Raw genomic sequence first — 20,763 nt, 5'->3', positions numbered from 1 at the left:
ACATTTGGGGTAAGACCATAAAAATGAATCAAAAATAGGTTTTGCCTGATGTGAGTGCAGAGCTGCTACCTGCCACCGATAACCTAAAACCTCTTCCCTAAAACCTCTCACCTGAAATCCGGCAGACCTACCAACTTATACCCCTATTTTCTTATATTTGTTCATTATAGACAATATGGACGCAACACAAGATAAAAGACTCTTTCTCATCGATGCTTATGCGATGATCTTCAGAGGATATTACGCACTGATCAGGAATCCGAGATTGACCAGCAAAGGACTGGATACTTCTGCTGTTTTCGGTTTTACCAACTCCCTGATCGAATTAATCAGAAGGGAAAAACCCACCCACCTTGCCGTTGTTTTTGACGTAGGCCAGGCCAGCGTGAGAACAGAAGACTTTTCAGACTATAAAGCCAACAGAAGTGAAACTCCTGAAGCAATTAAAATTGCCGTTCCATACATCCACAGAATTCTGGAAGCAATGCATATTCCGATATTGGGAGTAGAAGGTTATGAAGCAGATGACGTGATCGGAACAATTGCCTGCAAAGCAGAAAAAGAAGGTTACACTACATTTATGGTAACCCCGGATAAAGATTTTGCCCAGCTGGTTACTGATAAAATTAAGATCTATAAACCGGGACTAAAAGGTGGTGATATCGAAATTCTGGGGGTTGACGAAGTCAAAGCGAAATATGAAATTGAAGACCCGAAACAGGTGATCGATTATCTGGCAATGATGGGAGATGCCGTAGACAATATTCCCGGACTTGACGGAGTTGGAGAAAAAACAGCCATGAAATTTCTTAAAGAATACGGAAGTATTGAAAACCTGCTGGCCAACACAGATCAGCTGAAAGGAAAACTGAAAGAAAAAGTGGAAGCCTCGGCAGAACGCGGAATCTTATCCAAAAAGCTGGCAACCATTATCTGTGATGCTCCCGTAGAGTTTCATCAGGAACAGTACGATCTTGAAACTCCTGATTTTGAGAAAGTAAAAGAAGTCTTTGACGAAATAGAGTTCAGAAGACTATACGAAAACCTGTACAGGGCATTTGCTCCGGCAGCAGCCGAAACCGTAGTAGTAAGTGAAGTTGAGGTAAAACAGACTGCCTCTGGTACAGAAGTAAAAGGACAGGTAATGCAGCTCGATCTTTTTGCCAATTTTGAGGAACTGGAACAGGCCACTTCTACCAAATCTACCATTGAACAGAATGATCATTTGTATCAGTTTGTCAATAATCCGAAAGCCCAGAAAATGCTGGTCAGTAATTTATTAAAACAGAGAGCCGTTTGTTTCGATACAGAAACCACTTCCCTGAATGAGCTGGAAGCTGAACTGGTGGGAATGAGTTTCTCCTATAAAAAAGGACTGGCTTACTATATTCCTTTATCAGAAAACAGGACGGAAGTATTGCAGACCCTTGAAATTTTTAAACCGTTTTTTGAAAAGGAAGACCTGCTGAAGATCGCCCACAACCTGAAATTCGATTATAAAATCTTAAAACAATATGATATTACGGTAAAAGGAGCCATGTTTGATACCATGATCGCTCATTACCTGCTGAATCCGGATGGAAGACACGGAATGGACTATCTTTCGGAAGTATATCTGAACTATAAACCCGTTTCCATTGAAACCATTATTGGTAAAAAAGGCAAAAAGCAGGGGAATTTCAGAGATGCAGATCTGAGAACCCAAACCGATTATGCTGCAGAAGATGCCGATGTAACATTCCAGCTATACGAGCTTTTTGCTCCACAGCTTAAAAAGGAAAACTTAGAAGATCTTTTCTTCAAAATAGAAATGCCGCTGATGGAAGTTTTGGCTAAAATGGAACTGACCGGAATTTCACTTGACGAAAAATGGCTGGCCCAGGAAAGCATAGATCTTGAAAACGATCTGAAACAGCTGGAAACCAAAATTTTTGAGCTGTCAGAAGAAGAATTTAATATGAACTCACCAAAACAATTAGGTGAAATTCTATTTGAAAAAATGCAGCTTGATCCGAAAGCCAAAAAAACCAAAACCGGGCAGTATGCGACTTCTGAAGACGTCCTTCAGAAACTGGCTTCAAAACATGAAATTATCAAACACATTCTGGAATACAGAACCTACCAGAAACTGAAATCGACTTATGTAGACGCACTGCCTTCACAGATTGATAAAGAAGATCAGAGAGTACATACCAATTTCTCCCAGACAACAGCTGCAACAGGCCGTCTGGCAAGTGTAAATCCTAACCTTCAGAATATTCCGATCAGAACACTCCGCGGACAGCAGATCAGGGGTGCTTTCGTTTCGGGAGAAGGGAAAAAGATTATTTCGGCGGATTATTCACAGATCGAGCTGCGTCTGATTGCCGAAATTTCAGGAGAAGAAAATATGATCAAAGCTTTCCAGAACGGAGAGGATATTCACGCATCTACAGCTGCCAAACTCTTTAAAATTCCTTTAGAAGAAGTTTCAAAAACCCAGAGAAGTCAGGCTAAAACAGTGAACTTCGGAATTATTTACGGACAGGGAGCATTTGCCCTGGCGGAACAGACCGGACTATCCAGAACTGAAGCCAAACAGATGATCGAAGCTTATTTTGAAACCTATCCGAAATTAAAAGAATATATGGCGGAACAGGTAAATAAAGCCCGCCAGCTGGGATATGTGGAAACTATTCTGGGTAGAAAACGACATTTAAAAGATATCAACTCCAATAATTTCGTGGTAAGAGGTCATGCCGAAAGAAATGCCGTTAACGCCCCAGTTCAGGGAAGTGCAGCAGATGTTGTAAAGCTTGCAATGATTAAAATTGATAAAGAACTGGAAGCACAGAAACTGAAAACCAAAATGCTTCTTCAGGTTCATGACGAATTGGTGTTTGAATCTCCTGTTGAGGAAATTGAAACCGCTTCAGTACTGATTAAAAAAGAAATGGAAAGCGCGCTGGAAACACAGGTTCCTTTACTGGTAGAAGTAGGAGTGGGGAATAACTGGTTGGAAGCTCATTAATATAAAATGATCATATCTTCATAATAAATAAAACTTCCGTCTGTAGGCGGAAGTTTTTTTATCAGCATATTTTGTTTTCATACTGATTATAATAATAAAAAGAAGACCAAATTCAGGTCTTCTCTCATTTCCCACAGTTTCCTGTGAGGAATTATTTTTTCATCTGATGGTCTTACCCTCTTTTTCAGGTTCGCCTATGTATTTTAGAATCAAAATGTATGATGTAAAATACAGTTTAAAGGTATGAAGTATTCATAATCTGTAAAATCCCCTTTTTGTGGTAGTTTTTTATAATATAAAGGAATAGATGATTGATTCTATAAAAGGGCTCTATTCATGATAAATCATATTATAAACTTTGATAACCACTTCTTCCGGTGAGGTTTTCTCAAACAGATACTGTTCTTTTTTTAGAAGAATGGTTTTCGATTGAGAAGGCATATCTTCTTCCATAGTGTTCACTGTTTCATGGATTACTTTTCCTTTCATCGGTTCGTAATATAATGCAGAATGAGAGCCTGCTCCCATATTATACGTTTCCACATAAGTAAGGATCAGAGCGCCGTTCAGATATTTGAATTTATTGAACATGTTTCCGTTGGGGCCGATGTCGTACAAATTGATATGCAGCTCTCCTTTCGTAATGCTGATGTCTTCCGGATCATGCATTTTATATCCGTATTCATTGTATTCCGCAGGAAATACCTTGTCTGATGTTTTGTCCAGCCTGTAGGTTTTGTCTGCATTTCTCAGCAGGATGATCATCTTTCTTTCGCTTAGTGAATCATCTTTTTTTCTTAGGACCATTGCTTTATCCAAAAGACCGTCTTGGTTAAGATCACCTTCCGTATCATATTGTATTTCATAGCCGTTGGGAACCAGATCTTCAGCTTTAACAGCTGTTTTGAAGGATTCAGTTGGAAGTTCGGAACTAGCAATCGTAGTATCTTTTTTTATCACTTTTACAGAATTCGTTTTGGAATGTGGGACTGCCAGTTTTTCATTTTTACGACATGAATAGAGGAACAGAAGGCAGAAAGCCAGTATGAGAAGGATTTTTTTCAAGGGTATTTATTTTGTAAGTGATACAAATCTAGCTTTTATTTTGTTAATTATCTATAGGATCATTCTGATCATAGCAAGGTCATCCGTAGGTTTTACACCGTAGTGCTGTTCCAGATGTTTAAGCTTTCTGTTCAGCATTTCTTCAGTCTCACTATAGGTAAGATCTGTCATCAGGTATTGGGCAAAATTGATCTTATCCTCAGTATTCGCTTTTTTAACTTGGGTAAAAGTAAGGATTCCGTCTGTGGCAATAGAAATATCTTTCAGATCTTCAAAAAATATTTTCTGTTGCTGCCGGGAATACCAGTCATTAAAATCTTCATGAAGATGATAAGCTAAATAATCAGGTTTATTATCTCTGTCATATTCCGTTATTTCCTCGTTGATGCAAATGACACCGTCTCCAATGGTTAAAACACCGCCTTTATTTTCTTTGAAATTATAAAACAGGATAATAAGAGTGGTTAGCAATTCTTTTTCATCCAGCATTAACTGCTTTTTAGCAAAAGACATTTCTTCAAAAATACTTTGCATGATTTCTTTAAGTTCTTCGTCTATGCTTGTGGGAGCCGCTTCATATAAGTCCTTATAGCTTTTTTCAATAGCAGCCTTTCTTATTATTTTTCCTGTTAATACAGAAGCAAAATGACTTTCCAAAGCCGTGGAACATCCATCCATAACGGCACAGATAATTTTGTCTGAAGCTGTTTTTCTGATCACCAGATGGTCCTCACATTGGTTGGTATGATAGTCTCCGATTTGTAAAGCGGAATAAATGTTCATAAATAATATTAAATTGCTGTTATATGATGAGTTTTCCGTCGACCAGTTCTACAGCTTTTTCTGGCTGGTCATACTTCCATCCCTGTTTGATGGCTTCTTTTATTTTGGATCGGATCAGATGTGGAGTGATTTTCATAGGCATTCTTCCATAATATCCGGATCTGCAGAAACCTGTATAGATCAGAAGAAGGTGTCCTTCGCTTTCATGCTGTACAGGAATCCCGTAATCCGAATCATGGCTTTCTCTATGTGAAACCGCTTTTCTTATTTTCCAGTAAAAAATTTTGTCATCCACAACAATTTTGCGGAGGCCTTTTTTTGCTATAGCCATAGTATCTTTATTAAAATAGTTATCGGCAGTATTCCTGAAGTTCTTTCAGTAGCTGGATCTGTGCAGATATGCGACTGATATCAGAGGCTTGTATTTCAAATGATTCATCGGTTTTAGATCCTCTGTTTCTATATTCTGTCATGTTTTCCCAGTCATCCGTATATTTTAAAAGATGATTGGTTTTATTAAACTGATCGAGATAGGCAACAGTTTCTAGAACACTTTCCTGATCAAAATCAAGATGAGGTTGTTGCAGATAATAAGTCAGATACTGATCAAGATATTCCATACTCTTTTCATTATTATAAAAAGCTAGGATAAGAGCATAAAGATCACCAGCATAACATACTTCACTTTTAAGAAAATGAGTGCCAATGATATCAATATGATTTTCGTAGTTTTTTAGAGCCGAAAGATAAGCGCCTACCGTTCTGGTCCGCCAGTTGAAGTCACCCAAAAGAGCCAATATTACTTCTTCTGTAATTTCGTCTTTGAGCTGTTTTAATTCTTCAGTCCAGGAACCGGAAGTATATCGTATTTTCATATAGAAAGGAATTACCCATTTATCAATGAACTCCTGGCTTAGTGTGAAATCATTTTTATAGCTTTCCAGATGGGTAAATATAGATGAATGTCTTACAGTAGCTCCCGCGGAGTGTAAATACATTTGGTTTTGAAGATCTTCGTTCATATAGAATTGGTGCTAAAATAATAAAATAAATATATTCTCTGCTACAACATACCATTCTTTTATTCATGGTGAAGATTCAGGTATTGAGACAGGTTACAGAATGAACGATTTCTTATCTGGTTATTCTTTCATATATAATTTCATCGCTGGTAAAATCATGTTTGAAACAGTTTTCCGGTGTCATATCAATAAGATCAAACCACAATTTGAAACGATATGTTCTTCCGAATATAAGGTGGCGGTACTGTATCGTTTCTTTTATAGGAATAGAATAAGTATAGGTTTGCCCAGGTTTCAGTTTCTTTACCTTTTTAATACAGTTAATGCAGTCTACATCGGCGGTATGTTTTATGGCAACACCGGGATTGGGACTTTTCTCGTGAATGTCCACAAGCTGCATTCTGTAAGAAGAAAAGCTTTTATTGATCTTAATTTTTTAGAACCAATATTGGTTACAGACAGCCTGACTATTCCTTGATTCTGAAGACTATCCGTATGATATACATACTTCAGCGAACATTCCTGTTGAGCAGACAGCCACATCGCCTGAAGCATCAGAAAAAGAGACAACAGTTTTTTCATGGTTAATTAATTCAGACTAAGATAATTAAAATTTTAATGGAAACGATATCAATTTCAGTAAGGATGCTGCTGTTTAATCATTTCAAGTTTTTCCTCAAGATTTATTTTTAATTTTTCATTAATTTCAGGCCATTTTTCATCATTTTCCAAATGAAAGTCCTGATAAATCTCAAGCAAAGTAAGAAAATGATATTGGTAGAGTTTCAACGCTTCATCAGTTTCATTAAGGTTGATTTCCCTGTATTCGTAATAACGGTAAAGTAAGAACTGTTCGTCAGAAGTAAGGCTTTCTTCGTAAGAAATATGGGTAGCAATATCAGCTGCTTTTTTCGGGGATATTTCTCCTTTCAGAAGTTCATGATATAGTATTCCAAGAAGGGCTCTGGAAACAATTTCAGGATCTGCATTTTCGGAATTTTTACGGAGTAACTGCAGCATATCATATCCGTTTCTGATGGTGGAAAGCTCAATGAATGCATATTCAGATTCATCCTCAGACGCCAAAACGGAATCAGCCCATAAGGAAATAGCAGAGGTTTTAATCACCCCTTGATCAAGAAGGATCATGAAAGCATGCAGCAAGTTTTCATGATCCTTTATTGGTTTTCTGTTCATCAGAACTAAACAGTAATTTCAATTTCTCCCATATAATGCAGGGAATAATCATCCGTTTCCACTGAAACCGGTTTCGGAATGGCAAATCTGCTGGCGAAAATAATGGCATTAACAGGGGTATCCATACCAAGCTCATTAATTTTACGCTCTATGACCGGAAGCCATTCATCCGCGTAAGAATACTCCGAAAACTTTTCGTAGATCCCCAGTCTTTCATCTTCAAATCCATATTCTAAAAAATCATAATCAAACCAGTTGATATGCTGTGATTCTGCAAATTTCGAAACGTACTGGTCATCAGATTCTTCACCAATATAATAATCGTCATCCTCTTCCACAAAATTATAAAACTCCTCTTCGTTTCTAAAATACCCCAGCCAGAAGTGTGAAATTTCTGTATCCATAAATTCTTTTTTTGTTACAATATTTTTAATAGTGCCGGATTTCGGCGTCCACAATAGTGTGCAAAATCCGGGCTTTCGTTTTGATATTCGTCAGGAAGTAAATCTTCCGGGTTATAAAACTCTGCAGATACAAAAATATTCAATTAAATCGGATATAGAAATCTGTACCTTCAAAGTAGGGCAGTAACGTTTTTTATTGTAATTTTATTTTGGCTAAATTTTTTATATACTATGGAATTTTTACAGGACCATTCCGTCCAAAATGAACTGTTGCTGATACTGATCTCAGTTATCCTTGGTCTCATGATCGGGGCAGAACGGGAATACCGGAACAAATCGGCGGGGTTGCGCACTTTTATTCTGGTATGTTTCGGATCCTGTTTGTTTACAGTCCTTTCTATTCGTATTGGAGTAGAAAACCCTGACCGGCTGGCGGCCAATATCATTACGGGAATAGGTTTTTTAGGGGCAGGAGTAATCTTTAAAGGAGATAATAAAATTGATGGAATCACCACGGCAACAACCATCTGGGCAACTGCTTCAATAGGAATGGCGGTGGGCTCCGGCTATGTTTACCTTTCTTTGGTGGGAACAGCATTGGTACTGCTTATTTTAAGTGCATTAATCTATCTTCAGGAGTTTATAGACAACCGGCACAAGATCAGGGAATACAAAATAGCAGTTTCAGGCCGGGAAGATATAAAGTATTGTGAAAAAGTATTTGAAGATCATCATTTAAAATATCTGTTAATTAAGCTTCAGTATACCAAGGAAAACCTTTCTATGACCTGGAAACTGACAGGAGACAATAAGGACCACGACAAAATAATTCAGAGTTTGATTGACGACCCTAAAATAATCGCTTACCAGTTTTAAAATAAGACAAAAAAATAAAGGCTCAAGCCTTTATTTTTTCTTGAAAACATACAGGTCCTTGTTAGGTCCGTCTATTTCTTTACCGTCCATATCCAGCTGGATAAGCATATTTTCACCTACTTTATATTTGTATTTAGCGGTTTTACCTTTTAATGTAATTACGCTTCCTGTTGAATCCCATTCAAAAGAACCTTTGTCATCAAATTTTGACTTTCTATCAATATATTCTTCAGTAATGCTGAACGTTTTATCGTTGTTGAGCGTTAATGAAGTCTTGATTCCCGGACAGTCAGCACATGGAACTACTGCATCATAAGTTCCGGGCCAGTCCAGTGCATTTTCTGAGGTGTCGCCCGGTGCAGAAGGTGTCGCTTTAGTGATACTGTCTGAGGGGGTTGTCTGAACAGTTGCAGAATCCGTTGCAGGAGCTGTTGTTTCAGTAGTTTTTTCTTTTGTACATGATGCAAGAAATGCAGCAGATGCAATTCCAAGGATTAACATTTTGCTTTTTAACATGATAAGTAATTTAAATATATTAATATTAAGCTTACTCTTAGTGAACAAAAATTACGCCATAAGGAAAGCAGGAAGAAGGGGGTTGGAAGATGGAAGTCTGCGAGGTCTTTATATGGAAATAAGGTCTTTTATGGGTAAGCTCTGCGGGATTTCAGGTAATAGGTAATAGGTAATAGGTAATAGGTGGCAGTTCTGTATCTCACATCAGGAAAAACCTATTCTTGATTCATTTTTATGGTCTTAACCCAAATGTCTATCATCTATCCGTCTATTATCTTTGCTCTTTCTTCCCCATCCCGCTTCAAACCACACAAAGCGAATTTTCACGGTCTTTTAATGGCAATGTTCTTAATTTTCTTCGTAAATTGGGCAAAATTTTGATTATGACAAAAAAGATACTTTTATCCGTATTTATTTTGCCGGCTGCAATGGCATTTGCACAACAATATGGAGGAATGTGGATTCCTACAGAATTGAATGAGAAGGAAATGAAGGATCTGGGAATGAAAATCTCTGCCAAAGATATTTTCAATACACAGAAGCCCAGCATAAAAGATGCAGTAGTGCAGTTCAACGGCGGATGTACCGCAGAAATCATTTCACCAAAAGGATTATTATTAACCAACCACCACTGTGGATATGGTCAGATTCAGGCGCATTCAACCGTTCAGAACGATCTATTATCCAATGGTTTCTGGGCTAAAAATACTCAGGGAGAACTTCCGAATCCGGGAGTGAAAGTAGACTTCATTGTTGATATCAAAGAAGTGACCGATCAGATCTTAGAAGGTACAGATAACCTTGTAGAGCCCGAGTTGGCTAAAAAGATCGCTAAAAATATTGAGATCTATAAGAATTCTCAAAAAATAGAATCATATCAGTCGATTACGGTAAAGCCGATGTATTACGGCAACAAATATTATGCTTATACCATCGAGACCTATAAAGACATCCGTTTGGTAGGAGCTCCGCCTCAAAGCATCGGGAAGTTTGGAAGTGATACAGATAACTGGGTTTGGCCAAGACATACCGGAGATTTCTCCATCTTCAGAATTTATGCAGGAAAAGATAACAAACCGGCAGAATATTCAGCGGACAACGTTCCTTACGTTCCAAAACATTACCTTCCGGTTTCCATAAAAGATAAAAATGAAAATGATTTTACCTTTGTGTTTGGTTTTCCTGGAAAAACTACAGAATATCTTCCTGCCGTAGCAGTAGAAAAGATCATGACAGATATTGATCCTGCAAGAATTGCTGTACGTGAAGTTGCTTTGAAAACACTTGATGAAAAAATGCGTACAGACAATGAAACGCGCATCAAATATTCATCAAAATATGCATCAGTAGCCAATTACTGGAAAAAATGGATCGGGGAAGTAGAAGGATTGAAGAAATCCGGTGCCGTAGAGAAAAAAGTAATGTATGAAGGTTCTCTGGTAGCCAAGAATCATGAAGTTAAATCGACTCTTGACCAGCTGAACAAACTGTATAATGATCAGGCTCCTTATGCCCTGAACAATGCCTACTACACAGAAGTGGTGAAAAATGCTGAAACCCTGAAACTTGCTAGTGATTATTTTGATTATATAGCATCAGTAGAAGCAGGAAGAATGGATGAAAAAGAACTGGCTAAATTAAAGACAAAACTGACTTCATTCTACAAAGACTACAGTGCGGAATTGGATGCCAAAGTAACGGCAAAATTATTGGCATTGTATGTTAATAAAACAGCTCCGCAGTTCATCCCTGCAGGATTCAGCAAATATAAAGATGAAAATCAGAATATGCCGCTTGTTGAGGAGATGTCGAAGAACTCAATCATTACAGGAAGAACACAGGTAAACGGTGCTGCCCTGAATGCAGATATTGATAAAGCATTTTCTAATCCGGACAAGCTGATCAAAACATTGAAAAAAGACCCGGTTTTCCAATTATATCTTACCATGAGAGAAACGTACATGAAGACAGCAGATCCTCAGTATACCACTCTTCAGGGGAAAATTGATGTTCTTCAGAAAACGTTCATGGCCCAGCAGATGCAAACGGACAAAGAAAGAAAATTCTTCCCGGATGCCAATTCTACGCTTCGTGTAACCTACGGGAAAGTAAAAGGTTCTAATCCCAGAGATGCCGTTTCTTATGCATACCAGACCCATTTAGCGGGAGTTATTGAAAAATATGTTCCGGGAGATTACGAATTTGATGTTCCTAAAAAACTGATCGATCTTTACAACAAAAAAGATTACGGAATCTATAAAGATAAAACAGGTGATGTTCCGGTAGGATTCACTGCTACCAACCACACGACCGGAGGAAACTCAGGAAGCCCGGCACTTGATGCCTATGGTAACCTTGTTGGGTTGAACTTCGACAGACAATGGGAGGGAACAATGAGCGACATCAACTTTGATCCGCGTTTCAGCAGAAACATTATGGTAGATACCAAATACATCCTTTTCATCATCGAAAAATTTGCCGATTCCAAATGGCTTATCGATGAAATGAAAGTGATAAAATAATTTTTAAAAACATACCTTTAAGAATCTATTTGAATTGAGTTTTGAATAGATTCTTTTTTATTTTTACAGGATGAAAGACAAGATCATCAATCTATTGGCAGCCTTTGAATCGGGAGACATTGGAAAATCTTTTCCGCTGGAATACTGTCTGCCTGTCTATCATTGCGTTTCTGATGAAAACCTGCCTCATACTAAGCATATTATCAGATATAAAAATACCCGCCAGTTTGAAGAAGACCTGGATTTTCTTTCAAAACACTTCCAGTTTGTCAATTGGTCGGAATTTAAAGATTTTGTCAGAGGAAATTTCAAGCCAAAGAAAAAGATTGCCCTGCTTACCTTTGATGACGGGTTCAGTGATTTTTATGAGACTGTAGTTCCCCTACTGGAAAGAAAAGGAATCTATGCTTGCAATTTTATCAATCCTGCCTTTATTGATAACCAGGATCTGATGTTCAGATGTAAAGCAAGTTTGATCGTTGATACTCTTGAAAAAAAGAGAACACTGAATCCTGAAATATATCCGCTGCTTTCACTGGAAGAGCTGGAAAGAGAAGCGGTAAAGCAGCAGGTATTACAAATACAATATAAAGAAAGAGAAATACTGGATCAGCTGGCCGAAAAACTGGAACTGGATTTTAGAGCGTATTTGCAAGAGCATCAGCCTTATCTGAGCACGGAACAATTAAAGATATTGACGCAAAAAGGTTTCGGAATCTCATCCCACAGCTGGGATCATCCTTTATACTATAAACTTTCTTTAAACGATCAGTTAGAAACCACCAACCGCACGTTCAGTTATCTTAAAGAAAACAATTTTCTATACGAAAGCTTTGCTTTTCCGTTCACTGATTTTGGGGTAAGTAAAAGCTTCTTTGATGAACTCTTTAAAAATGAAGACTTGTTCTGCAGTTTTGGATGTGCAGGAGTAAAACTGGACAGTGTAGCAAAAAATTTTCAGAGAATCCCCATGGAAACAGGAGAGGGAGCCGAAAAAATTCTGAAAAGAGAAACGGCTTATTTCAAAATGAAAAAGCTGATCAATAAAAATACGATTGTAAGAAAATGATAGAATTGAAAACATTCAACAGAAAAGAACTGGAAGAATTGATCTCTTCCGGAGGTTTTCAGCAGTATGATTTTCTTCCGGTTACCAGGCATCGTGCAGAATCCCAGATCAGAAATCCAAAATCTTCAGATGAGCAAACCCTTCTTATCCTTGCCTTTTATAACGATAGGCTGGCAGGGTATGCAGGATGTTTTCCCGACAGCATTATCACAGGAGAAAAAGTAATTTCTTACGCATGGCTGAGTACATTATATGTGCATCCTGAATTCCGGAAAAAAAGAGTGGCAAAAAAATTATTGAAAAAGGCTTGTGAAGAATATGAAGGCCGGATTGCCATAACGGAGTTCACTGCTGAAGCCGAAGCTTTGTATACAATCATGGGCATTTTCGAATATGTTTTCCCAAAAGAAGGCAAAAGATACTATTTCAGAACAGATGCCACGGGTATTATTCCTGAGAAGAAGCCGGAAACAAAAGTTTTGAAGCCTCTTTTTCAGCTTATGGATGTTATAGGCAATTCTGTACTTTCAGTTAAAAATATAAGGGTAAAAGAGCCTGATTTCCGGTATGAGGTTCTTAGCAGGATTGATGCACAAAGTGCCGGTTTTATTAATGAGTTTTCAAGCCAGCGTAATGCTGAAGAAATCAATATTTTTATAGATCATCCATGGATTCTGGAGGGTAAGAAGGATCATCGGTATCTCTTTTCAAGTTTTGCTGAGGTTTTTAAATATTTCTGGATAAAAATCTATGATGAAAACAACAGGCTTTCTTCCTGTTTCCTGCTGCAGTTCCGCGACGGATATTTAAAAATACCATACCTGTTTTCAAATAATAATTTAGACCATGTTGTAGAATTCTTAACTTATTTCATTGTTAAAAATAAAATAAAAGGATTGACCAGCTATCAGCCAGCTCTCAATAATAAAATAAAGGATTCAGGCACATTTCCAAAAATCTATGAACGGGATTTTAAACGCGAATATCTTTTTCATAAACAACTCTTACAGGCCCTCCCTGAAGGATTTGATCCCCACTACCAAGACGGCGACGGCGATTGTATGATGACGTAATAGGTATTAGGTATTAGGTATTAGGTATTAGGTGGCAGTTTTTGTATTCCCATCGGAGAAAACCTGTTTTTGATTTATTTTTTATATTTTTTCTTAACCCGAATGTCTATCTATCTATTCTTTATTCCGAATCTCAAACTACCAAATTTCCCCATTCACTTGCGATGCAAAATTCACTATTGACAGCCCCTATGTCTCTCATCTATCCGTCTATTATCTCACCGTCTTTCACAAAAAAAGACCGCCCAAATAACTGAACGGTCTCTATCTTTTAATGTCCGAAAATATCCCTCAGGCTGACTTCCGTAAAAATGCCCATCTGGTTCACGGCATCCATATCCAGGTTTTCCTTTTTGCCGATAATGGCAGTATTAAAGTGGACGGGTTTAATTTCTGTTTTGTAAAACTGTTTCACATCTTCAAACTTCAGACTTCCGATCTGCTCATAAATATCCTTTCTGAAGTCGTGTGAAATTCCCAGCTTTTTTAGTCTTAATGTATTGAAAAATATATTATTCCGGGTAATTCTTGCTGAGGCGATCTGTTTCAGGGCTGTATTTCTTGCATTTTCAAACTGTACGGGAACTTCAGGCAGCTCTGTCATAAGCTCTGTCATCGTATCTACGGCGGTCTGGAGCTTGTCGGGCTGGGTTCCGATGTAAGTGGTAATATAATCATGGTGACCCAGTTCAGAATTGGCTGTATAAGAAACATAGGCAGAATAGGCTAAACTTTTACTTTCGCGGATTTCCTGGAAAACGATAGAAGAAAGACCTCTTCCAAAATATTCATTAAAAACATTAATCTTTCCGAAATCAGAGGTATCCACAGGTTTTCCTCTTCCTATTTTACTCATTTCCATCTGGACCATGTCGTAATTGATAAAGTATACATTGCCGCCAGTCTCAGGTTCCGGATAGGATTTAGCTTCAGGAATCTGCAAACTTTCTGTTTCCGTGTATTGGTCAATATATCCTTTAAAAGCATCAAAATTCTTTCCGTAAAAGAAGATCTGGTAAGGAAATCTGAATAGCTTTTTCATACGGTCGGTAAACACTTGAGGGTGGCTGCTTTCAAGCTCTTCTTTTGAAATAACATCCGTAAAACGGGAGACACTTCCTAGTTTGGTATAAGTAGTGAGTGCCGTCATAATACGGTTTTTGTCATTTTTGGTTGCCTGGCGGTTTTCCAGAACGGTTCCTACAAATTGGCGGTAGATATCCTCATCAGGAAAAGCATTATACATCCAGTGCTGAAGAAGGGAAATTCCTTTCTCTATATTTTCTTCCAGCCCGCTCAGAGAGATCAGAAGCTGGTCATGGATGGTTTTGAAATCATTGGTAATTCCGATTTTGAAGAACTCTTTTTTAAGGTCTTCAGGGGAAAACTGATCCGTTCCCAGGTATTGAAGCAGCTGCGTTGAAATGCCCAGATCCCTGTCGTTATCACTTCCGAACGGGAAAATAAAGTGAACCTGTGCAATATCATTGTATTTGTTCCTTACAAAGCTTATTTTTTTATCTTTTACCGAGCCAGTAGTTATTTCTTTTTGATAATCAATAAATTCAGGTTGTATATCTTCCGTTTTTTCAGCTAAAATTTCCTTCAGAAACTCCGATTGCGCCTCACGGTTGATCTTAATAGGCGTTATTCCCGGATTATCAACTCTCAGAAGCCTGTCGTTGATCCCTTTCTCTTTGTAAATGGCCACATAATTATCTTTAAAGAAAGTATTGGCAAACACAACAACATCTTCTTTGGTAAAAGAAGCATATTCATCCATTTCGTTCAGTTCCTGTTCCCATGATCTGCCTCTGATGTAGGTATCATAAAGATTGGTAGCCAATCCTTCTGCCGTTTCCAGTCCTTTCATTCTCTGCAGCTTGAAATCGCTGATGATCGCCGGAAGCATCCAGTCTGGGAAATCTCCTTTTTTGATCAGCTCAATCTGTTCCAGAACCATTTCTATTGCTTCATCAAGTGTTTGTGATTCTTTGGGAACAGCTACAGCAGAAAAATAACCATATTCTTTTAAACCTAATGAGAAAGCCTGTGCCCAAAGCATTTTCTGGGTCTGGTTGATGTTCAGGTCAAGAAGTCCGGCTTCTCCTCTGTTGCTAAGAATATTGGCGATAATGTCAGCAAGAATGGCTTCTCTTGTACCATAGCTGTCTGTTCTCCAGGCAATCTGTACTCTCGGGGTAGTAGGGCTTTTTACCGTTCTTTTGACAATTTCAGTCATAGGCTGTTCAATAACCGGAGCTTTTTTCGGCAGCTCTTTATAAGGAAGAGCTCCGAAATATTGGTCAACCAATTGAATAGTTTCTTCAAAATTCAGATCACCTACCAGAACCATCGCATAATTATTCGGAACGTAATATTCATCAAAATACTTATGAATAGCCTTCATAGAAGGATTCTTCAAGTGTTCCGGTTTTCCCAGGGTAGTCTGCTGTCCGTTAGGATGAGTGGGAAATAAAGCATCCATCAGTTCATAACTCACCAGTCTGCTGTCATTATCCTGAGCCCTGTTGAACTCTTCATACACCGACTCCAACTCCGTATGAAAAAGGCGGAGAACCATTTCAGAAAATCTTTCCTTTTCAATTTTCAGCCACTTTTCAAGTTCATTATTCGGGATATTATTTTTGTAAACCGTTTCATCAAACCAGGTATGGGCGTTCGTTCCGCTGGCTCCCAGTGACGAAATCGCTTTGTCATATTCGTTGGCGATGGCGTATTGACTGGCTTCCTGAGAAATTTCGTCTATTTTCTTATAGATTTCTTTTTTCTTTTCAGAATCCTGTTCTGCCTTATGCTGTTCATACAGTTCTGAAATCTGGTCCAGAAGCTCTTTTTCCTTTTCCCAGTTCTGAGTACCCAATCTTGAAGTTCCTTTAAACATCATATGTTCCAGATAATGCGCAAGACCAGTGTTATCAGAAGGATCATTATTGCTTCCCGTTCTTACAGGGATGAAAGTCTGTATTCTGGGTGCATCGAAATTTTGAGCAAGAAAGACCTTCAGACCATTCTTCAGGGTGTAAATTCTTACTTTATTTTCGTCATGTGTTATGGTAATATATTCGTAGTTATTAGTATCCGTATGGACTGTTTCCGTATATTTTTTGTCAATCATAGATCAATTCATTTCATTCCTAAAATCCGAATGTATTACAAATGTAAGGAATCAGATAAAAATGGCGTTGCTTTTTCTTATTAACATCAGTTTGGGATAAGAATTTCTGGTTTAGGCAGGTTTGAGCTGGGAGCTGGAAGAGGGAAGCTATAAAGGGCATCAATAATAAATCTCATTTTAAGATAATTTGATTTTAAAGAGACCTTTAATCATAGCTTCCATCCTTTAATCTTAGTTTCCTTAACCTAAGCTTCTATGTTATTATTACATCTATAAGACTGATTGAGAGCAGGTAAAAGGCAGCATGTGCTTTTGTCTTTTTCATCCTTTCAGAAAATTCCCTTTTTCCCTCGGGGAAAATTCAATAAGTTTGCATCAGGTTTTCCAAAAATAACGACTATGTCCGGAAACATTCTGATCATCGATGACGAGATCAAGCTCCTCAAATTATTGGGGATGATCCTTTCCCAAGAGAATTTTAATGTAAAAGAAGCTTCCACTGCACGTTCTGCCATGACGATGCTGGAACAGTATGATTTTGATGTGGTGCTAAGCGATGTACGGCTTCCGGATGCATTCGGGGTAGAACTTGTAAAATCCATTAAAGCCAAATATCCGCATCTTGAACTCATCCTGATGACGGCTTTCGGAAATATAACCGATGCCGTACAGTCTATGAAAAACGGTGCGTATGACTATCTGGTAAAAGGTGACGATAATGAAAAGATCATTCCTTTGGTTTATAAAGCACTGGAAAAAGTAAAAGACAACAGGTCCCGGATAATACAAAAATCAACTGGTTCGAAAGGATTCGGGCAGATTATAGGCAATTCCCCCTTAATTCTTCAGGCTAAAAAACTGGCAGAAAAGGTAGCTTTGACGGATGCCGCTGTTTTCCTGACCGGAGAAACCGGCACCGGAAAAGAAGTCTTTGCCAATGCCATTCATGAAGGAAGCGGAAGGAAGAAAAATACTTTCGTAGCCATTAACTGCTCTGCATTCAGTAAAGAAATTCTTGAAAGTGAACTTTTCGGTCATAAACAAGGAGCTTTTACCGGGGCTGTGAAAGATAAAAAAGGGTTGATAGAAGAAGCCAATGACGGAACCTTATTTTTAGACGAAATAGGAGAGATGCCTATAGAGCTTCAGGCTAAATTGCTTCGGGTTCTTGAAACCGGGGAATTCATCAAAATGGGTGAAACCAAAGTCTCAAAATCAGATTTCAGGCTGATCGCGGCTACCAACAGAGATCTGGAGGAGGAAATCAAACAGGGACATTTCAGGGAAGATCTGTATTTTAGGCTCAACGTTTTCGAGATCAGCCTTCCACCGCTGAGGGAAAGAAAAGAAGACCTGAAAATACTGGCCAAAAACTTTATCGATATATTCACTCAGAAGTTACATATGCCTTCAGTGCAGGTAGATCCTGAATACTATAAAACCCTGGAAAAAAACGACTGGAAAGGAAATATCCGTGAGCTTAGAAACACCATAGAACGGAGCCTGATCTTAATGGATGATCAAATACTGAACGCTGACAGCCTTCCACGTTATTCTGAAAAAGCTATTCCCGAAAACGATTCCATGAGTATGCGCTCCCTGGAAAAAATACATATCCTGAAAGTTATTCAATACACCAAAGGTAACAAAGCTGAAGCCGCCAGACTGCTCGAAATAGGCATTGCTACGCTGTACCGAAAGCTGGAAGAGTACGGACTAAGGTGATGAATAATGAGCAATGGGGTAATGAGTAATAAGTAATTTTGCCAATAGCCAATAGCCAATAGCCAATAGCCAATAGCCAATAGCTAAACCCTATCATTTCAATAACGGGCCTATCATTTTGATAGGCTTTTGTCTTTTTGTATAATCATATATTTTAATATAATGTTTTGATATATAATGTGTTGTGTTCTTTTTTCTGAATTTGGACTTTCTTTTGGCCTATAGAATATGAATAAAATATTTAAAAATGACAATTTCAGGAAAAACGTTCAAAAAACGGGAGCACGCTTTCTTAAGCATGCTGATGGTTTCGTATGTAATGCTCACTCTTTTAATCTTAATAATAAAAATATGATGCTTTTAGGTTTGGTACTGCTGTGTGCAGTCGTGTTTTGGCTCTTATATAAATCCGTTGAATTTTTTGATAGAATATAAAGTTATGTGGAGTTTATTTTTCCTTTCAATACTGGCCTTCGTGTACATTTGTTATGTTTTAATGAAACCAGAAAAATTTTAACCGGTCATGAATACAGAAATTTTAGGCATTATTGCCATGTTTGCCATCACGCTGGTGATCGGAATATTTTTAGGTAAATATATTGCTAACGTATACGGGGGCAAAAAGACTTTCTTAGATCCTGTTTTCAGGCCTGTAGAAAAATTAATTTATAGAGTTTCCGGAATCAATCCGGCCCGTCAGATGAACTGGAAACAGAATATGTATGCCATGCTGACGATCAACCTGATCTGGTTTTTCATAGGATTTATGATCCTGATCAATCAGTCCTGGCTTCCTTTAAATCCTGACGGGAATCCCAATATGTCACCGGATTTAGCTTTTAATACAGCGATTTCATTCCTGGTGAACTGCAACCTGCAGCATTATTCGGGAGAAACAGGAGTAAGCTATTTAAGTCAGCTTTACCTGATGTTCCTTCAGTTTGTAACGGCAGCCACCGGAATGGCAGCAATGGCCGTACTTTTCAAGGCTTTTAAAGAAAAAACAGCTACAGAACTGGGGAATTTTTATGATTATTTTACAAAATCCGTTATAAGAATACTCGTTCCTGTAAGCATTCTGGTAGCTTTGATCCTTTCAGCAAACGGAAGTCCGATGACTTTCGAGGGTAAAGATCATATCATCACATTGGAAGGGCAGAAGGCCGATGTTTCAAGAGGTCCTGTTGCCGCATTTGTTGCGATCAAGCATCTGGGAACAAACGGAGGTGGTTTCTTTGGAGCGAACTCGGCCCATCCGCTTGAAAACCCAAATTATATCACGAATATGACCGAAATGGTCACTCAGATGATCATTCCTTTTGCACTGGTCTTTGCACTAGGATTTTATCTGAACAAAAGAAAGCTTTCGTGGGTAATTTTTACCGTGATGACAGTCGGTTTTCTGGCTCTGGCAGTTCCGAATATCATCAATGAAACCAATGGCAACCCTTTGATAACTCAAATGGGTGCAGACAGCAGCCTGGGAGCGATGGAAGGTAAGGAAATCCGCTTTGGTAGTGCAGCATCAGGATATTGGAGCATTGCTACCACCGTAATTTCAACAGGCTCAGTAAATGCCATGCATGACAGTACAATGCCACTGTCCGGAATGAATGAACTGCTGGCCATGATGATCAATTGCTTTTACGGAGGATGCGGTGTAGGAATTCTGAATTATTTCATTTTCATCATTCTTGCGGTTTTCATCAGCGGATTGATGGTAGGACGGACCCCTGAATTTATGGGTAAAAAAATTGAAGCTAAAGAAATGAAGATCGCGATGATCGTAGCTCTTTTCCATCCATTCCTGATTCTTGTAGGAACAGCTCTGACAGCTTATCTGCCGGAATTCGGGGCGAAAACATTAAACAATCCCGGCTTTCACGGCTTCAGCGAAATGCTGTATGAATTTACCTCTTCATCAGCCAACAACGGTTCCGGATTTGAAGGGCTGGGCGATAATACCCCATGGTGGAATATTTCAACAGGAATCGTTCTGCTGCTGTCCAGATTTATCCCAATCATCGGTCCGGTAGCTATTGCAGGGTTGCTGGCGCAGAAAAAATTCATCCCTGAAAGCTCAGGAACATTGAAAACGGATACCGCAACTTTCGGCTTTATGACCCTGGCGGTTATATTACTGATCGCAGCGCTGTCTTTCTTCCCTGCGCTGACTTTAGGACCCATTGCAGAACAAATCCAATATTTCACTAAATAAAATGACAAGGCTCAGGAATTGAGAAACGTAATGCTTACCATCTGAGCCTGTCTATTAATCCATTTAAAATAATAAGAAAGATAAAAAAAGGAAAGCAGTCTGAGACTTTCTAACCTTTTGAATTTCTTAATTAAAAAATATAAA

General features: G+C 38.4%; 17 protein-coding genes. 7 read left to right on the top strand and 10 right to left on the bottom strand.

The window, feature by feature from the left end:
* Positions 1-175: 175 nt before the first annotated feature.
* Positions 176-3,010 (top strand): DNA polymerase I, encoded by a 2,835-nt coding sequence (gene polA, locus J2Y40_RS08365; protein ID WP_309998345.1) that lies wholly within the window; start codon positions 176-178, stop codon positions 3,008-3,010.
* Positions 3,011-3,340: 330 nt separating this feature from the next.
* On the opposite strand, the gene J2Y40_RS08360 is transcribed toward polA, so the two are convergent.
* The 8 genes from J2Y40_RS08360 to J2Y40_RS08325 form a co-directional block, all read right to left on the bottom strand.
* Positions 3,341-4,075: a hypothetical protein gene (locus tag J2Y40_RS08360; RefSeq protein WP_309998343.1), complete on the bottom strand. Its 735-nt coding sequence runs from the start codon at positions 4,073-4,075 to the stop codon at positions 3,341-3,343.
* 51 nt (positions 4,076-4,126) lie between these two features.
* The gene (locus J2Y40_RS08355; RefSeq protein ID WP_309998342.1) at positions 4,127-4,858 is read right to left on the bottom strand and encodes a protein phosphatase 2C domain-containing protein; all 732 of its coding nucleotides are present in this window, start codon (positions 4,856-4,858) and stop codon (positions 4,127-4,129) included.
* Between the two features lie 19 nt (positions 4,859-4,877).
* Entirely contained in the window at positions 4,878-5,189 is a 312-nt protein-coding gene (locus J2Y40_RS08350; RefSeq protein WP_309998341.1) for a hypothetical protein, read from the bottom strand.
* A gap of 19 nt (positions 5,190-5,208) precedes the next feature.
* Positions 5,209-5,856, bottom strand: coding sequence for a DUF6000 family protein (locus J2Y40_RS08345; protein WP_153398654.1), 648 nt, complete (start codon positions 5,854-5,856; stop codon positions 5,209-5,211).
* A gap of 136 nt (positions 5,857-5,992) precedes the next feature.
* A complete protein-coding gene (locus tag J2Y40_RS08340; RefSeq protein WP_153398656.1) occupies positions 5,993-6,271 on the bottom strand; it encodes a hypothetical protein in 279 nt (92 codons plus the stop codon).
* Entirely contained in the window at positions 6,229-6,462 is a 234-nt protein-coding gene (locus tag J2Y40_RS08335) for a hypothetical protein (protein ID WP_185152021.1), read from the bottom strand. The genes J2Y40_RS08340 and J2Y40_RS08335 overlap by 43 nt, the downstream gene beginning before the upstream one ends.
* A 54-nt stretch (positions 6,463-6,516) precedes the next feature.
* Complete coding sequence (locus J2Y40_RS08330; RefSeq protein WP_153398658.1) at positions 6,517-7,077, bottom strand: hypothetical protein; 561 nt, start codon at positions 7,075-7,077, stop codon at positions 6,517-6,519.
* A gap of 5 nt (positions 7,078-7,082) precedes the next feature.
* Positions 7,083-7,481, bottom strand: a complete 399-nt coding sequence (locus tag J2Y40_RS08325) for an immunity 22 family protein (protein ID WP_153398660.1) — start codon at positions 7,479-7,481, stop codon at positions 7,083-7,085.
* A gap of 231 nt (positions 7,482-7,712) precedes the next feature.
* On the opposite strand from J2Y40_RS08325, the gene J2Y40_RS08320 reads away from it, so the two are divergent.
* Positions 7,713-8,357 (top strand): MgtC/SapB family protein, encoded by a 645-nt coding sequence (locus J2Y40_RS08320; protein WP_153398662.1) that lies wholly within the window; start codon positions 7,713-7,715, stop codon positions 8,355-8,357.
* Between the two features lie 30 nt (positions 8,358-8,387).
* Here the strand turns inward: J2Y40_RS08320 and J2Y40_RS08315 are convergent, their stop codons facing one another.
* Positions 8,388-8,873, bottom strand: coding sequence for a copper resistance protein NlpE (locus J2Y40_RS08315; RefSeq protein WP_153398664.1), 486 nt, complete (start codon positions 8,871-8,873; stop codon positions 8,388-8,390).
* 383 nt (positions 8,874-9,256) lie between these two features.
* On the opposite strand from J2Y40_RS08315, the gene J2Y40_RS08310 reads away from it, so the two are divergent.
* The 3 genes from J2Y40_RS08310 (at position 9,257) to J2Y40_RS08300 (ending at position 13,537) form a co-directional block, all read left to right on the top strand.
* Entirely contained in the window at positions 9,257-11,395 is a 2,139-nt protein-coding gene (locus tag J2Y40_RS08310; RefSeq protein WP_153398666.1) for a S46 family peptidase, read from the top strand.
* Positions 11,396-11,465: 70 nt separating this feature from the next.
* Positions 11,466-12,464 carry a polysaccharide deacetylase family protein gene (locus J2Y40_RS08305; RefSeq protein WP_309998331.1) on the top strand — a complete coding sequence of 333 codons (999 nt, stop codon included), beginning with the start codon at positions 11,466-11,468 and terminating at the stop codon, positions 12,462-12,464.
* Positions 12,461-13,537 (top strand): GNAT family N-acetyltransferase, encoded by a 1,077-nt coding sequence (locus J2Y40_RS08300; protein WP_309998328.1) that lies wholly within the window; start codon positions 12,461-12,463, stop codon positions 13,535-13,537. The genes J2Y40_RS08305 and J2Y40_RS08300 overlap by 4 nt, the downstream gene beginning before the upstream one ends.
* A gap of 271 nt (positions 13,538-13,808) precedes the next feature.
* On the opposite strand, the gene J2Y40_RS08295 is transcribed toward J2Y40_RS08300, so the two are convergent.
* A complete protein-coding gene (locus J2Y40_RS08295) occupies positions 13,809-16,676 on the bottom strand; it encodes a pitrilysin family protein (protein WP_153398672.1) in 2,868 nt (955 codons plus the stop codon).
* 399 nt (positions 16,677-17,075) lie between these two features.
* Here J2Y40_RS08295 and J2Y40_RS08290 point away from each other — a divergent pair, with 399 nt between their 5' ends.
* Both J2Y40_RS08290 and kdpA read left to right on the top strand, forming a co-directional pair.
* The gene (locus J2Y40_RS08290; RefSeq protein WP_153398674.1) at positions 17,076-18,401 is read left to right on the top strand and encodes a sigma-54 dependent transcriptional regulator; all 1,326 of its coding nucleotides are present in this window, start codon (positions 17,076-17,078) and stop codon (positions 18,399-18,401) included.
* A gap of 523 nt (positions 18,402-18,924) precedes the next feature.
* Positions 18,925-20,619, top strand: coding sequence for a potassium-transporting ATPase subunit KdpA (gene kdpA / locus J2Y40_RS08285; protein WP_309998324.1), 1,695 nt, complete (start codon positions 18,925-18,927; stop codon positions 20,617-20,619).
* Positions 20,620-20,763: the final 144 nt, after the last annotated feature.

It is taken from the genome of Chryseobacterium sp. 2987, assembly GCF_031456375.1.
GTDB lineage: Bacteria > Bacteroidota > Bacteroidia > Flavobacteriales > Weeksellaceae > Chryseobacterium > Chryseobacterium vaccae.
Note: the sequence above shows the minus strand (reverse complement) of the source record. Positions and strands in the feature narration are given on the sequence as shown.

Coding starts and splice junctions, on each gene's coding strand:
- polA (WP_309998345.1), top strand. CDS start 176: ATGGACGCAACACAAGATAAAAGACTCTTTCTCATCGATGCTTATGCG.
- J2Y40_RS08355 (WP_309998342.1), bottom strand. CDS start 4,858: ATGAACATTTATTCCGCTTTACAAATCGGAGACTATCATACCAACCAA.
- J2Y40_RS08350 (WP_309998341.1), bottom strand. CDS start 5,189: ATGGCTATAGCAAAAAAAGGCCTCCGCAAAATTGTTGTGGATGACAAA.
- J2Y40_RS08345 (WP_153398654.1), bottom strand. CDS start 5,856: ATGTATTTACACTCCGCGGGAGCTACTGTAAGACATTCATCTATATTT.
- J2Y40_RS08335 (WP_185152021.1), bottom strand. CDS start 6,462: ATGAAAAAACTGTTGTCTCTTTTTCTGATGCTTCAGGCGATGTGGCTG.
- J2Y40_RS08330 (WP_153398658.1), bottom strand. CDS start 7,077: ATGAACAGAAAACCAATAAAGGATCATGAAAACTTGCTGCATGCTTTC.
- J2Y40_RS08325 (WP_153398660.1), bottom strand. CDS start 7,481: ATGGATACAGAAATTTCACACTTCTGGCTGGGGTATTTTAGAAACGAA.
- J2Y40_RS08320 (WP_153398662.1), top strand. CDS start 7,713: ATGGAATTTTTACAGGACCATTCCGTCCAAAATGAACTGTTGCTGATA.
- J2Y40_RS08315 (WP_153398664.1), bottom strand. CDS start 8,873: ATGTTAAAAAGCAAAATGTTAATCCTTGGAATTGCATCTGCTGCATTT.
- J2Y40_RS08310 (WP_153398666.1), top strand. CDS start 9,257: ATGACAAAAAAGATACTTTTATCCGTATTTATTTTGCCGGCTGCAATG.
- J2Y40_RS08305 (WP_309998331.1), top strand. CDS start 11,466: ATGAAAGACAAGATCATCAATCTATTGGCAGCCTTTGAATCGGGAGAC.
- J2Y40_RS08300 (WP_309998328.1), top strand. CDS start 12,461: ATGATAGAATTGAAAACATTCAACAGAAAAGAACTGGAAGAATTGATC.
- J2Y40_RS08295 (WP_153398672.1), bottom strand. CDS start 16,676: ATGATTGACAAAAAATATACGGAAACAGTCCATACGGATACTAATAAC.
- J2Y40_RS08290 (WP_153398674.1), top strand. CDS start 17,076: ATGTCCGGAAACATTCTGATCATCGATGACGAGATCAAGCTCCTCAAA.
- kdpA (WP_309998324.1), top strand. CDS start 18,925: ATGAATACAGAAATTTTAGGCATTATTGCCATGTTTGCCATCACGCTG.